Below are 13,365 nucleotides of genomic sequence, written 5' to 3'. Positions count from 1 at the left end.
AGTCCCGGCACGGCGGGTCAGCGAACGTGGTTGGCCTCCTGGCCGAGCATCTCGGGCGTCACCAATGTGATGCCGCCCTCGCTGACATAAAAGCCCGCCTTGCGATCGGCCTCGGGATCCACGCCGATCTGGGTCCCCTCGGGGACTTGGCAGTAGCGGTCTAGGACCGCGTTGCGGATGATGCAGTTCCGTCCGATGTCCACATCGGGCAGGATGACCGAATCGGAGATCTCGGCGTACGAATTCGCCCGCACGCTCGAGAACAGCAGCGAATGGCGCACGGTCGCCCCGGAGATGATGCATCCGCCCGAGACCATGGAATCCACCGCCATGCCGCGGCGGTCCTCGTCGTCGAAGACGAACTTGGCCGGCGGCAGCTGTTCCTGATAGGTCCAGATCGGCCAGTTCTTGTCGTACAGGTTCAGCGGCGGGGTGACGCCGATCAGCTCCAGGTTGGCCTCCCAGAAGGCGTCCAGGGTACCCACGTCGCGCCAGTAGGACTGCTCGCCGCTCTTGGGGTCGCGGAAGGTGTAGGCCATGACTCGGTAGAGCTTGATCACGGCAGGAATGATGTCCTTGCCGAAATCGTGACTGGAGCCGGGCGTTCCCGCGTCCTTGAAGAGCTGCTCGAAGAGGAATCCCTTGTTGAAGACGTAGATCCCCATCGAGGCCAGGCAGCGGTCCGTGGTGCCCGGGATGGGCTCCGGGTTGTCCGGCTTTTCGGCGAAGCTCGTCACCCGGTTTTCCTCGTCGACCGACATGACGCCGAACTCGCGGGCGCGCTCCACCTCGACTTCCAGGCAGCCGACGGTCATGTCGGCCCCGCTTTCGACATGGTGGGCGATCATGGCGCCATAGTCCATCTTGTAGATGTGATCGCCGGCAAGGACCAGGATGTAGTCCGGATTGTGGTCGCGGATGATGTCCAGGTTCTGGAAGACGGCGTCGGCGGTGCCGGCATACCAGGCCGTTTCGGCGACCCGTTGCTGGGCAGGCCAGAGCTCGACGAACTCGCCGAATTCGCCGCGCAGGAATCCCCAGCCCTTCTGAATGTGAAGGATCAGGGAGTGCGCCTTGTACTGGGTGAGCACGCCGATCTGTCGGATGCCCGAATTGAGGCAGTTGGAGAGCGGAAAATCGATGATTCGGAATTTGCCGCCGAACGGCACGGCGGGTTTGGAGCGCCAGGCGGTCAGGTGCTTGAGTCGGGAACCCCGCCCCCCTGCCAGGATCAGCGCCAATGTATTGCGCGTCAGGCGGCTGATGAACCTGGGGTTTGTGTGGGGCATAAATCCTCCTGTCATGGATGACGCAGCAGCATATATCAGAGCGGCCTTATGGTACCATCAAGCGCAACTCAAACCCCCTGATTATCGGGATCGGGGCGGCATTGGAGATCCATCGGATCACTCTGGGTTTCGTCGCGCCTGGGACGATGCCTGAGCCAGCCTGATTTCACCGACCCGCTCACAGGATCGATGTCCTACGATCCGGCAGCGATGCTCTGACACCCAACGATTACCTGACACCCAATTGAGGAACACGAACGACATGGCAACCGCACATGGCTCCTCACCCAATCTCCCGGAACCCTTGCTGCGCATCGTCGAGGCGCGCCATCACGATCCCTTCGAGGTACTGGGTCGGCACGACGAGGAAGGGCGGACGGTCGTTCGGGTCTTCCTGCCGCTCGCCGAGCGGGTGACCCTGGCCGAATCCGGAGAGCCCATGACGCGAGTCGAGGGAACCGATCTCTTCGTCTGGGAAGGGGACGGCTCCCAGCTGCCTCCGCGCTATCGGATCGAATGGGAGGATCAGGGGGGAACCAAATATCTGACCTACGATCCCTACTGCTTTGCCCAGCAGCTGTCGGATTTCGATCTGCATCTGTTCGGCGAGGGCCGCCACTGGCATGCCTACCGTCTGCTCGGCTCGCACGCGGCCGAGGTCGACGGCGTGCCCGGAATCCAGTTCGCAGTCTGGGCGCCCAACGCCGCGCGCATCAGCGTGGTCGGCGATTTCAATGCCTGGGACGGACGCGCCCATCCGATGCGGGTGCGCGGCGGGACCGGCGTCTGGGAGCTCTTCATCCCGGGACTTGCGCGCGGCGGCTTCTACAAGTACGAGATCCGCGACCAGCACACCAACATCCATGTCAAGATCGACCCCTATGGTCAGGCCTTCCAGGAGCGTCCCCAGACCGCCGGTCTGATCGCTCCCGACAGCAGTTTCCGCTGGGCCGACGAGGACTGGATGACCCAGCGTGCCGATGTCGACTGGCAGCATCGGCCCATGTCGGTCTACGAGGTGCATCTCGGTTCCTGGCGCCAGTCGACCGACGGACGCTTCCTCAACTACCGGGTGCTGGCGAAGGAGATCGCCGACTACGTAATCAAGCTCGGCTTCACCCACATCGAGCTGCTGCCCATCACCGAGCATCCCCTGGATGCCTCCTGGGGCTACCAGTGCACCGGCTATTTCGCCCCGACCGCGCGCTTTGGATCGCCCGACGACTTCCGTTTCTTCGTCGACTACTTCCACCGTCAGGGCATCGGGGTGCTGCTCGACTGGGTCCCGGCCCACTTCCCCAAAGACGCCTATGCCCTGGCCCAGTTCGACGGTACCGCGCTCTACGAGCACGCCGATCCGCGCATGGGCGAGCACAAGGACTGGGGGACGCTCATCTTCAACTTCGGCCGCAACGAGGTGAAGAACTTTCTGCTCTCCAGTGCCCTTTATTGGCTCGAAGAGTTCCACATCGACGGTCTGCGGGTGGATGCGGTCGCCTCCATGCTCTACCTGGACTACTCGCGCAATCCGGGCGAATGGATCCCCAACAAGTACGGCGGCAACGAGAATCTGGAGGCGGTGGACTTCATCCGCGAGCTCAACAGCGTCACCCACGAGCAGCATCCGGGCAGTCTCATGATCGCCGAGGAATCGACCGCCTGGCCGGCGGTCTCGCGCCCGACCTATCTCGGCGGTCTGGGATTCAGCATGAAATGGAACATGGGCTGGATGCACGACACCCTGTCCTACATGCAGAAGGATCCCATCTATCGCCACTTCCACCACGATCTGCTGACCTTCGGCCTGCTTTACGCCTTCACCGAGAACTTCGTCCTGCCCTTCTCCCACGACGAGGTGGTCCACGGCAAACGTTCCATGCTCGACAAGATGCCGGGCGACGCCTGGCAGAAGTTCGCCAGCCTGCGTCTGCTCTATACCTTCATGTTCAGCTACCCCGGCAAGAAGTTGCTGTTCCAGGGCTGCGAGTTCGGTCAGGGGCGCGAGTGGAACTTCGCCGAGTCGCTCGACTGGGACCTGCTCGAGCGCCCGCCGCATCTGGGGCTGCAGCAGCTGGTCGCGGATCTCAATGTGGTCTACCGCGATCACACCCCTTTGCACGACGTGGATTTCGATCCCTCCGGATTCGAATGGATCGACTGTCACGACAGCTCTCAGTCGGTGCTGAGCTATGTCCGCAAATCCCAGTCCGGGAAGGAGGTGGTCGCCGCGGTGTTCAACTTCACCCCGGTGCCGCGCAACAACTACCGCATCGGCGTGCCCGAGCCCGGCTTCTACCGCGAGGCCATCAACTCGGACGCCGAGATCTATGGCGGCAGCAACGTCGGCAATCAGGGCGGCATCGAATCCGAGCCCCTGAGCTGGATGGGGCGTCCACATTCGCTGCCGATCTCGCTGCCGCCGCTGGCCGGTCTCATCCTGGTCCACGAATCCGGTCCCGAGACCGGTGACGAGGAGCCGGCCGATCCGGACACCGAGCAGGATGCCATGGATGCGGATGGGACCGATGCAGCCGATTGATCCTCAGGCCGATTCCCAGCCGGACATGGATCCGCTGGAGCTCGAGCGCGTCAAGCTCAACCAGGAGACGGCACGGATCGCCTGGACCGAGCTTCAGCGCTTCTTCGCCCAGGGGACGGTCATTTGGGTGAGCGCCGACCTGGATCTGGTCGAGATGGGTCAGCGATTCACCCGAGACGATGCTCAGGGCGTCGCCGCCGAGATGGAGCGGGGCGCCATCGCCCGGGTCGGCGACGATCAGGCTCGCGCCTGGCTCCAGGCCGATGCGAGTCTCTGGGCACTGGTGGTCAGGCCCTGGATCCTGGTGCAGGAGTAGGGATGCGGATCTGGGTCGACGCCGATGCCTGTCCCAAGGCGATCAAGGAGATCCTCTTTCGCGCGGCCGAGCGTGTCGGGGTTCGGCTGACCCTGGTCGCCAATCAGCCGATGAGCGTGCCGCCCTCGCGTCTGATCGACAGCATCCGGGTCGGCGCCGGCTTCGACGTCGCCGACAACGAGATCGTCCGGCGCCTGGAGCCGGGCGATCTGGTCGTCACCGCCGACATCCCGCTGGCCGCCGAAGTCATCGCCAAGGATGGGCTCGCCTTGAATCCGCGGGGACAGATGTATACCAAGGAGAACATCCGCGAGCGTCTCAACATGCGCGACTTCATGGAGACACTGCGCTCCACCGGTGTCCAGACCGGCGGACCGGCGGCGCTCGACGCGCGCGATCGCCAGGCATTCGCCAATGCCCTCGACACCCTGCTCAGCCGGGCCGCTCGCGCCGAATGAGGGCGCGACGAACCGCTTCCCGGCACGTTGCGCGTGCCGGACCTTCGATTGTCACGAACTGTCGCTGCTGATCGCCGACGCCGCGCCCACCATCGACCCCGATCCGGTCGTTGCGACATCGCACCGTCATCCGCAGTGGCTGTTCCTGGTGGTGCTCGACGGTGATCAATGGATGGAGGTCGAGGGTCGGCGACTGAGGATCGAGCGCGGTCGTATGCTGATGCTGCCTCCGGCGCGAATGCACCGGCCATTGCCGCAGCGCGGCATGCCCACCCAGTTGGTGCTGCTGGTCGAGGACTCTTGGCTCGTTGCCCTGGCCAGCACACAGGAGCTCGACCTCGAGGCGTTGCGGGCACCGATGCTCAAGCCGGTCGAGGGACACGAGGTACTCGCGGTCGCCGAGCGGCTCGCCCGCGAGCACCTTGGGCGGCTGCCGGGCCGCGAGGCGATGCTGCGCCTGCTCGCCGAGCAGCTGGCGCACCTCTGTCTGCGCGCCTTGGCGGAGCGACCGGCTAGCGCGCGGACCGCGCGGCTGGTCGAGCAGGCGGTGGTCTATGTCGAGACCCATCTCGCCGAGCCGCTGTCGCGCGAGACGATCGCCTCACATCTCGGGGTCTCGCGCGCCACCCTGGATCGGCTGCTGAGCGCCCGGCTCGGCTGCAGTTCGCGCGAGTTGATCTACCGTTCGCGACTGGCGCGTGCCCGTGCCCTGCTGGCGCACACCGAGTGCTCGATCACCGAGGTCGCCGCCGAGTGCGGTTTCGCCTCGCCGTCGCACCTTGCCTCGCGCTTCCGTGTCGCCGAGGGATGCTCGCCGCGTCGCTATCGGGCGCGATTGCGGCGCGGGTGACGGATGCTGCGTCGGTGGTGAAGGTTCTCCCGATCGGTTGTCCGCTAGCCTGGAGCTCCTCGCAATCCATCGGAGATCATCCTCATGTCCAATCCCTATCCGCGTACCGATTTCGAACAGGCCGCCCCGACCTGGGACGAGAATCCGCTGATCCAGGAGCTCGCCCGAGCGGTCCGCCTCGCCCTGGCCGATCATTGTGCCCTGCGCCCGGGGATGCGGGTGCTCGACTACGGTTGCGGCACCGGTCTGGCCGCGCTTGCGCTCGCTGCAGAGGTTGCGGAGGTCGAGGGCTGGGACAGCAGTCCCGCGATGCTCGCCGAGCTCGAGGCCAAGCGGCTGGCCGCCGGGGTCGACAACCTCCACATCCGCCGGGTCGATCTGGTCGACGAGCCGGCACCGGCCAGTGGCTTCGATCTGATCCATTCGGCGATGGCACTGCACCACGTGCCCGACGTTGCCGCTATGATCGAGCGTTTCGCGGATCTGCTGGTCCCCGGGGGAATGCTCTTCCTGGTCGACCTGGATCTCGAGGACGGCAGCTTCCACGCCGACCACGAGGGCGTCTGTCACCATGGTTTCGACCGCGAGCGGATCGCCGAGATGCTCGCCGCAGCCGGTCTGGAGCAGGTACGGGTGGAGACCGCGCATCGCCTGGTCAAGCCCGATACCGACGGCGTCGAGCGTCGCTATTCGATGTTCGGCGCCAGCGCCGTGCGCGGCTGAACCGGTTTACCATGGGGAGCTCCGTCAGAAGCTCGAACCCTTGAGCCGACAAGGACGGATAGGCCTTGAATCCGCGGGGACAGATCTATACCAAGGAGAACATCCGCGAGCTACCGCTGATCGACGATTGGAGCCGTAGACGCAAGCAGCCGCTAGCCTTCGACATAGGAGTCATCCAATGGCCGTACTCGTACTAGGTCTGATTCTGTTCATCGGGACGCATTCCATCTCCATCCTCAAGCCGGATCTCAGGGCGAATGCCGTTGCGCGGTTCGGCCTGGCTCCCTGGCAGGGCATCTATGCCGTCCTCTCGCTGGCGGGGTTCATGCTGATCCTCTACGGGTATGGCGCGGCACATCAGTCGGCCATCATCCTCTACCATCCGCCGGCCTGGATGCGGCACGTCGCCCTGCTCTTGATGCTGCCCGTCTTTCCGATCCTGTTCGCCGCCTATCTGCCCGGGCGCATCCAGTCCGCGGTCAAGCACCCCATGCTGCTCGCGGTGAAGATCTGGGCCTTCGCGCATCTTCTGGCCAACGGCAATCTGGCCGACCTGCTCCTGTTCGGATCCTTCCTGGCCTGGGCCGTGGCAGACCGCATCTCGCTCAAGCACCGGGTCGGACCGCCGGTGCAGGGCGCGCCGCCGAGCCGCGCCAACGATGCCATCGCCATCGTCGGCGGTCTCTTCACCTATCTGCTCTTCATCTTCTGGCTGCACGAGGCGCTGATCGGTGTCGCACCCATCGCCTGATAGAGCCGTGCGCCGGATCCGGGTCCAGGCCGAGCCCTTCGACAGCGCCGCCGAGCAGGCGGCGCTCGTCGGAGACAATGCACGGATCGGTGCGTTGGTCAGCTTCGTCGGGCTCATGCGCGATCTCAACGCCGGTCTCGGCGTCGCGCGAATGAGGCTCGAGCACTATCCGGGCATGACCGAGAAGGCGCTCGAAGCCATCGCCGAGGAGGCTGCCGAGCGCTGGCCGCTGGAAGGTCTCAGCATCGTCCACCGCGTCGGAGACCTGGAGCCCGGGGACCCGATCGTCTTCGTCGGCGTCGTCAGCCGGCATCGCGGTGACGCCTTCCGCGCCTGCGAATTTCTGATCGACTATCTCAAGACCCGCGCGCCCTTCTGGAAGAAGGAGGTCACCGAGGAGGGGGAGCGCTGGGTCGAGGCGCGCGCAACGGACCGGGCGGCCGCCGAGCGCTGGTGAGACTGAATCGACGTCTGCGACCGACGGCCCCCACTGACTCAGTCCGATCGCTCCGTCTCTTCGATGATCGCCGGCAGCTTGGCCACCGACCGGACCCGCAGATGGATCGCCGCCTTGGACAGCAGATGGGCGCTGACCGGCGCGGTGATGAAGAGGAAGAGAGTGATCAGCAACTCGTGCAGGCTCAGGCCGGTCTCTTGGGTGCTGAAATGAATCACGGAGGCGATCAGCAGGCTGCCGACGCCCAGCGTGGTGGCCTTGGTCGGGCCGTGCAGCCGGCTGTAGAAGTCGCGCAGACGCACCAGACCGAGCGAGCCGATGAAGGTGAAGATCCCGCCGAACAGGATGAGGACGGACAGAAAGATGTCCAGCAGTGAATATTCCATCGCGTGTATCCCGGCTATTCGATGATGTCGCCGCGCAGCAGATACTTGCAGAGCGCGACCGTTCCCACGAATCCCATCATGGCGATCAGGAGCGCGGCCTCGAAATAGAGCGACGAATTGCGCTGGATGCCGATCAGGACGAGCAGGGCGATGGCGTTCACATAGAGGGTATCCAGCGCCAGGATGCGATCCGGCTTCTCGGGTCCGCTCAGCAGTCGCCACAGGGTCAGCGCCAGCGCGGCCGTCACCAGTCCCTGTCCGATCAGGATCGCCAGTTCCAGCAGGTTCGCGGGATTCAGCATGACTCGAAAATCTCCAGCAATGGCGCCTCGTAGCGCTGCTTGATGCTCTCGACCAGTGCCTCGGGATTGCGCACGTTCAGTCCGTGTACCACCAGATGGCGCCGCTCCGGATCGAGCCAAGCCGAGACGGTTCCAGGGGTGAGCGAGATGGTGTTCGCCAGCAGGCTGATGCCGAAATCGGATTCCAGTTCGAGCGGAACCACGACGAACCCGGGCGTCACCCGGCGCGATCCGCGCAGGATGTAATAGGCGACGGCGACGTTCGCGGTCAGGATGTCATGGAACAGCATCCCGACGAAGCGCAGCAGTGCCAGCGGTCGTTTGATGTGGATGCGATCGGGCCAGAAGCGGAGCGTGAAGATGGGGATGATCCAGCCCAGGAGCAGCCCGAGCAGCAGATGACCGATCGTGAAGCCGTTGGACAGCAGGATCCAGACGATCGCGAGCACGGGGGTCAGGATCGGATGGGGCAGCAGACGTATCTTCATGGCGAGGCTCTCCCCGCGTTCGGGGCCAGGACCGCCTGGATATAGTCCCCGGGCCGAAGGAGCTGCTCGCCGACCTCCGTCATGAGCTTCAGCACGGGCTCGGCCCAGACGGTCAGGGCGAGACAGATACCCATGAGGGCCAGGATGGGAAGGATATTGGAAAGCGGTGCCGAGACCGGTGGAGGATCTTCGGCCCTACCCTCGGCACGCAGGAACAGCAGACTGCCCGAACGGACGACGGCTACGATTCCCAGCAGCGAGCTGCCCAGGATGGCCGCCGTCAGCCAGGGCCAGATGGGCGTCTCGAGGGTCGCGCGCAGCACGGCCAGCTTGCCGACGAATCCCGATAGCGGCGGCAGTCCGGTCATCAGGAGTCCCGAGACGAAGAAGAGTCCGCCGAGCCATCCCGCCAGGGGGATGACGGGGCCTGGGTCGAGTCGATCCGAGAGCTGTCCTCGTCCGTTGGCGATCAGTTCGGCGATCAGGAACAGCGCCGCCGTCGCGAAGGTGGTGTGTGCCAGGTAATAGAGGCCCGCGCCCATTCCGCTGCGTGTCGAGAGCCCGAGCGCCGTCAGCAGGAGTCCCACCGAGACCAGAACCAGATAGCCCACCTGGGTGCGCAGTCTGGTCGCCGCGAGTGCGCCGAGCGAGCCCAGGATCAGGGTCGCGACCGCGAGCGGCAGCAGCCAGTCGGCATAGAGTCCGGCGAGCGGGCCGGCATCGGGTCCGAACACCAGCGTCCCGACGCGCAGCAGACAGTAGGCGCCGACCTTGGTCATGATGGCGAAGAGCGCCGCGACCGCCGCCGAGGTCGCGGCGTAGGTGGTGGGCAGCCACAGATGCAGCGGGAACAGTGCCGTCTTGAGCGCGAAGACGCCGAACAGCAGCAGCCCGCCGACCCGCACCGGCCCCAGATTCTCCTCGGAGACCCGTGACACCGCGACCGCCAGATCGGCCATGTTGAGCGTGCCCAGGGTGCCGTAGAGGGTGCCCGCCGCGAACAGGAACAGCGTTGAGCCCACCAGATTCAGGGCGACGAAGTGCAGACCGGCGCGGACGCGCTCGGCCCCGCCACCGTGCAGCAGCAGGCCGTAGGAGGCCAGCAGCAGGATCTCGAAGAAGACGAACAGATTGAAGAGGTCCCCGGTCAGGAAGGCGCCGTTGAGTCCGAACAGCTGCAGCTGGAACAGCGGGTGGAAATGACGGCTGCCGCGATCGGTTCCCTTCGCCACCGCGAACAGCAGCGCGAAACAGGCGAGTGCTGCGGTGATCAGCAGCATCCAGGCTGCCAGCCGGTCGGCGACCAGCACGATCCCGTAGGGTGCCGGCCAGTTCCCCAGGGCGTGGACCAGGATGTCTCCGGTCTCGACTCGGCTCAACAGCAGTGCGGCGAGGGCCAGTTGGAGGAAGGCGGCGCTCAGATTCAGTCCGCGCCTCAGGTCCAGCGGGATCCAGCGGCGGGTGAGCAGCAGCAGGGTTCCCGCCAGGAGCGGGACCAGGATTGGCAGGATGGCGAGCTGGCTCAAGATGCGTCTCCCTCGTCCTGGCGGCCATCGACCTGATCGGTGCCCAGCTCGGCGTAGGCCTTCAGCGAGAGCATGATCACGAAGGCCGTCATGGCGAAGCTGATGACGATGGCGGTCAGGACCAGCGCCTGGGGAAGCGGATCCGCATAGCCCATCGACGAATCCGAGACGATCGCCGGCTGGCCGACGCCGAGCCGCCCGCTGGCGAAGAGGAAGAGATTGACTGCGTAGGAGAGCAGGGTCAGGCCGATCACCAGGGGAAAGGTCCGGGCGCGCAGGATGAGATAGATCCCGATGCTCGTGAGGACGCCGATCATGGCACTCATCAGGACTTCCATGCCGTACCTCTCATGGCTTCGATGGCCGGTGTGTGGCTGGCGCTGTGCATCAGGCCCAGGTGGACCAGGATCAGCAGGGTCGATCCGACCACCACCAGATAGACGCCCAGGTCGAAGATCATGGCCGAGGCCAGCTCGAAGTCGCCCACCACCGGCCAATGCACGTGGGTGAAGGTCGAGGTCAGGAAGGGATATCCGAGGACCAGGCTCGCCAGTCCGGTGCCCGTGGCCACCAGCAGTCCGGCGGCGATCAGCGGGTGCATGTTGGACGAAACACGCCGATGGGTCCAGGCCACCCCGTTGGTGAGGTACTGCATGATGAGCGCGGCGGCGGTCACCAGGCCCGCGATGAATCCGCCGCCGGGCTGGTTGTGGCCGCGCAGGAAAATGAACACGGAAACCAGCAGGGCCAACGGCAGGAGCAGCCGCGCCAGGGCCGCCATGATGTCGGGATGGCGGTCCCAGTTCCAGGGGCGGCCCAGCGGATTGTGCATGGGGCCGGGCAGATGCAGCTTGAACAGCATGGCGTAGATGCCCAGTCCGGCCAGGGCCAGAACGGAGATCTCGCCCAGGGTGTCGAAACCGCGGAAGTCGACCAGGATGACGTTGACCACGTTGTGACCGCCGCCGCCCGGCACGCTGTTGGCCAGGAAGTAGTCCGAGATGGGGTCGTAGTCGCGGGTCAGGATCGACCAGGCCAGGGCGCCGGCGCCGCCGCCCGCCGCCAGGGCCAGGCCCAGATCGCGCAGACGGCGCCAGAGCGGGGACTCGGCCGGGCTGCGCGCCGGCAGGAAATAGAGCGCCAGCAGCAGCAGGACGACGGTCACCACCTCCACCGTGAGCTGGGTGAGCGCCAGGTCGGGCGCGGAGAACTTGACGAAGAGGAGCGACACCATGAGTCCGATCGCCCCCATTACGATGAGCGCGGTGAGCCGGAGCCGATGCAGCAGCAAGGTGGCGCCGGACACCAGGGCCAGGGCCAGGGCGATGAATAGGGTCACGCCGTCGATCGGCATCCGAGGACGCTCGCCCGTCAATGGCGAGCCGCTGCCGATGGCCCCGGCCAGGCCCAGCCCGATCGCCGAGAGCAGCAACAGCAGGATCAGACGCTGCAGCGATCCTCTATCCAGTACCCCGGTCACCGCCCTGGCGAAGGTGTAGAGACGGGCGAGCAGGTGGTCGAAGACCGCCCGCGCATCGAGCCGGCCCTTCAGCTGGTCGGCGATCTCGAACAGGGGCCTGCGCTCGGCATAGACCACGAGTCCGCCGATGAGCGCGACACCGCTCATGACCACGGGGAGGCCGAATCCGTGCCAGATCGCCAGGTCGTAGCTCGGGGGGGGCTCCTGAAGCAGGCTGGCGGCGGCGACCTGGAGCAGTGGAGCCACGGTCAGTGCCGGCAATATGCCTACGACCAGGCAGATGGCGACCAGGATCTCGACCGGCGCCTTCATCCAGAAAGGGGGCTCGTGCGGTTTGCGCGGCAGGTTGACGGGCTCGCCGTTGAAGAAGACGTCGTGACTGAAGCGCAGCGAATAGGCCACGGCCATGATGCCGGCGAAGGCCACGGCCACCGTCAGCAGCCAGCCCATGGGGTGCTCGGCCAGGAAGCTGGCTGTCTCGGTGAAGAACATCTCCTTGGACAGGAATCCGTTGAACAGGGGCACGCCGGCCATGGACGCGGCGGCGACCATGGCCAGGGTGGCCGTGTAGGGCATGTAGCGCCAGAGTCCGTTGACCCGGCGCATGTCGCGGGTGCCGCACTCGTGATCGATGATGCCGGCCGCCATGAAGAGCGATGCCTTGAAGGTCGCGTGGTTGAGGACGTGGAAGATCCCGGCCACGGCCGCCAGCGGCGTCCCCAGCCCGAACAGCAATGTGATGAGTCCGAGGTGGCTGATGGTCGAATAGGCCAGCAGTCCCTTGAGATCGTGCTGGAAGAGCGCGAACCAGGCGCCCACCAGCAGCGTGGTCAGCCCGGTGCCCACCACCAGCCAGTTCCATTCGATGGTTCCGGACAGCACCGGGAACAGCCGGGCCAGCACGAAGATCCCGGCCTTCACCAGGGTCGCCGAGTGCAGATAGGCCGAGACGGGCGTGGGTGCCGCCATGGCGTGCGGCAGCCAGAAATGGAAGGGGAACTGGGCCGACTTGGTGAAGGCCCCGAGCAGGATGAGGACCAGCATGGGGGTGTAGAGCGGGTCGGCGCGTACCTGATCGCCCGCCTGCAGGATCTGCGACAGATCGTAGCTCCCGACCATCTCCCCCAGCAGCAGGAAGCCGCCCAGCATCGCCAGGCCGCCGAATCCGGTCACGGCGAGCGCCATGCGCGCCCCGTTGCGCGCCTCCTCCTCGTGGCGCCAGTAGCTGATCAGGAGGAAGGAGGAGAGGCTCGTCATCTCCCAGAAGATCAGCAGCAGGATGAGGTTCTCGGCCAGCACCACGCCCAGCATGGATCCCATGAAGAGCAGCAGGAAGGCGTAGAAACGCCCCATGTCGTCGCGCTCGGAGAGATAGTAGCGGGCATAGAGGATGACCAGCAGCCCGATGCCCAGCACCATGGCGGTGAAGGCCAGGCCCAGTCCATCCAGTCTGAAGGCCAGTTCCAGCCCCAGTTCGGGAATCCAGGGCCAGCGCTGGATCAGGGTCTCGCCGCCGAAGGCGGCCAATACCGAGGGAGATAGACAGCCCAGGGCGGCCAGGGCGACCAGCCCCGCCATCCAGGCGGACCAGAGGCGGCCGAATCTCGAAATCCAGGCAGTCAAACCGGCGCCCATCAGTGGGATGAGCACGACGAACAACAGATTCATGCGCGAGGGTTCCCTGATGTGAGCTGTTTCCTGTCGTGCGCCCAGGATACCATCGAATTCGCGCGAGACGGATCGTTCGGGCGCGGCAGCGAAGGCGGCCGTCGCGGGCTGTTCGTTCTGCGGCGCGAGTGG

At 65.5% G+C, this 13,365-nt stretch carries 14 protein-coding genes; 7 read left to right on the top strand and 7 right to left on the bottom strand.

The genetic code is table 11. The features are described 5' to 3' along the window. Positions 1-17 precede the first annotated feature (17 nt). Positions 18-1,289, bottom strand: a complete 1,272-nt coding sequence (glgC, locus tag D779_RS00550; RefSeq protein ID WP_043747873.1) for a glucose-1-phosphate adenylyltransferase — start codon at positions 1,287-1,289, stop codon at positions 18-20. 262 nt (positions 1,290-1,551) lie between these two features. Between glgC and glgB the strand changes: the two genes are divergently transcribed. The 7 genes from glgB to moaE all read left to right on the top strand — a co-directional run bounded on the left by glgB (position 1,552) and on the right by moaE (position 7,383). Beyond that, on the top strand, positions 1,552-3,828 hold the full coding sequence (gene glgB / locus D779_RS00545) for a 1,4-alpha-glucan branching protein GlgB (RefSeq protein ID WP_043747870.1): 2,277 nt from the start codon (positions 1,552-1,554) through the stop codon (positions 3,826-3,828). Then, positions 3,815-4,144 (top strand): DUF2288 domain-containing protein, encoded by a 330-nt coding sequence (locus D779_RS00540; RefSeq protein WP_052347641.1) that lies wholly within the window; start codon positions 3,815-3,817, stop codon positions 4,142-4,144. Before glgB ends, D779_RS00540 begins: the two co-directional genes overlap by 14 nt. 2 nt (positions 4,145-4,146) lie before the next feature. Beyond that, positions 4,147-4,602, top strand: coding sequence for a YaiI/YqxD family protein (locus D779_RS00535; RefSeq protein WP_043747868.1), 456 nt, complete (start codon positions 4,147-4,149; stop codon positions 4,600-4,602). Further along, the gene (locus D779_RS20830) at positions 4,559-5,452 is read left to right on the top strand and encodes a helix-turn-helix transcriptional regulator (protein ID WP_052347629.1); all 894 of its coding nucleotides are present in this window, start codon (positions 4,559-4,561) and stop codon (positions 5,450-5,452) included. Before D779_RS00535 ends, D779_RS20830 begins: the two co-directional genes overlap by 44 nt. An 84-nt stretch (positions 5,453-5,536) precedes the next feature. Next, complete coding sequence (locus D779_RS00525; protein ID WP_043747865.1) at positions 5,537-6,175, top strand: class I SAM-dependent methyltransferase; 639 nt, start codon at positions 5,537-5,539, stop codon at positions 6,173-6,175. 178 nt (positions 6,176-6,353) lie between these two features. Then, positions 6,354-6,926, top strand: a complete 573-nt coding sequence (locus D779_RS00520; RefSeq protein ID WP_043747864.1) for an NnrU family protein — start codon at positions 6,354-6,356, stop codon at positions 6,924-6,926. Positions 6,927-6,933: 7 nt separating this feature from the next. Continuing rightward, entirely contained in the window at positions 6,934-7,383 is a 450-nt protein-coding gene (gene moaE, locus D779_RS00515; protein WP_043747862.1) for a molybdopterin synthase catalytic subunit MoaE, read from the top strand. Positions 7,384-7,421: 38 nt separating this feature from the next. Here the strand turns inward: moaE and D779_RS00510 are convergent, their stop codons facing one another. The 6 genes from D779_RS00510 to D779_RS00485 are packed head-to-tail and all read right to left on the bottom strand — an operon-like array spanning position 7,422 to position 13,233. Beyond that, on the bottom strand, positions 7,422-7,769 hold the full coding sequence (locus D779_RS00510) for a Na+/H+ antiporter subunit G (protein WP_081763248.1): 348 nt from the start codon (positions 7,767-7,769) through the stop codon (positions 7,422-7,424). Between the two features lie 14 nt (positions 7,770-7,783). Next, complete coding sequence (locus tag D779_RS00505; protein ID WP_198295639.1) at positions 7,784-8,071, bottom strand: K+/H+ antiporter subunit F; 288 nt, start codon at positions 8,069-8,071, stop codon at positions 7,784-7,786. Beyond that, positions 8,065-8,559 carry a Na+/H+ antiporter subunit E gene (locus D779_RS00500; protein WP_043747859.1) on the bottom strand — a complete coding sequence of 165 codons (495 nt, stop codon included), beginning with the start codon at positions 8,557-8,559 and terminating at the stop codon, positions 8,065-8,067. Before D779_RS00500 ends, D779_RS00505 begins: the two co-directional genes overlap by 7 nt. After that, on the bottom strand, positions 8,556-10,085 hold the full coding sequence (locus tag D779_RS00495) for a monovalent cation/H+ antiporter subunit D (protein WP_043747856.1): 1,530 nt from the start codon (positions 10,083-10,085) through the stop codon (positions 8,556-8,558). Before D779_RS00495 ends, D779_RS00500 begins: the two co-directional genes overlap by 4 nt. Beyond that, positions 10,082-10,423, bottom strand: coding sequence for a Na+/H+ antiporter subunit C (locus D779_RS00490; protein WP_043747853.1), 342 nt, complete (start codon positions 10,421-10,423; stop codon positions 10,082-10,084). The genes D779_RS00495 and D779_RS00490 overlap by 4 nt, the downstream gene beginning before the upstream one ends. Then, complete coding sequence (locus D779_RS00485) at positions 10,411-13,233, bottom strand: monovalent cation/H+ antiporter subunit A (protein ID WP_043747849.1); 2,823 nt, start codon at positions 13,231-13,233, stop codon at positions 10,411-10,413. The genes D779_RS00490 and D779_RS00485 overlap by 13 nt, the downstream gene beginning before the upstream one ends. Positions 13,234-13,365 lie beyond the last annotated feature (132 nt).

It is taken from the genome of Imhoffiella purpurea (assembly GCF_000585215.1).
Taxonomy (GTDB): domain Bacteria; phylum Pseudomonadota; class Gammaproteobacteria; order Chromatiales; family Chromatiaceae; genus Imhoffiella; species Imhoffiella purpurea.
The sequence above is the reverse complement of the archived record's forward strand: the minus strand, read 5'-3'. Positions and strand labels throughout refer to the sequence as shown.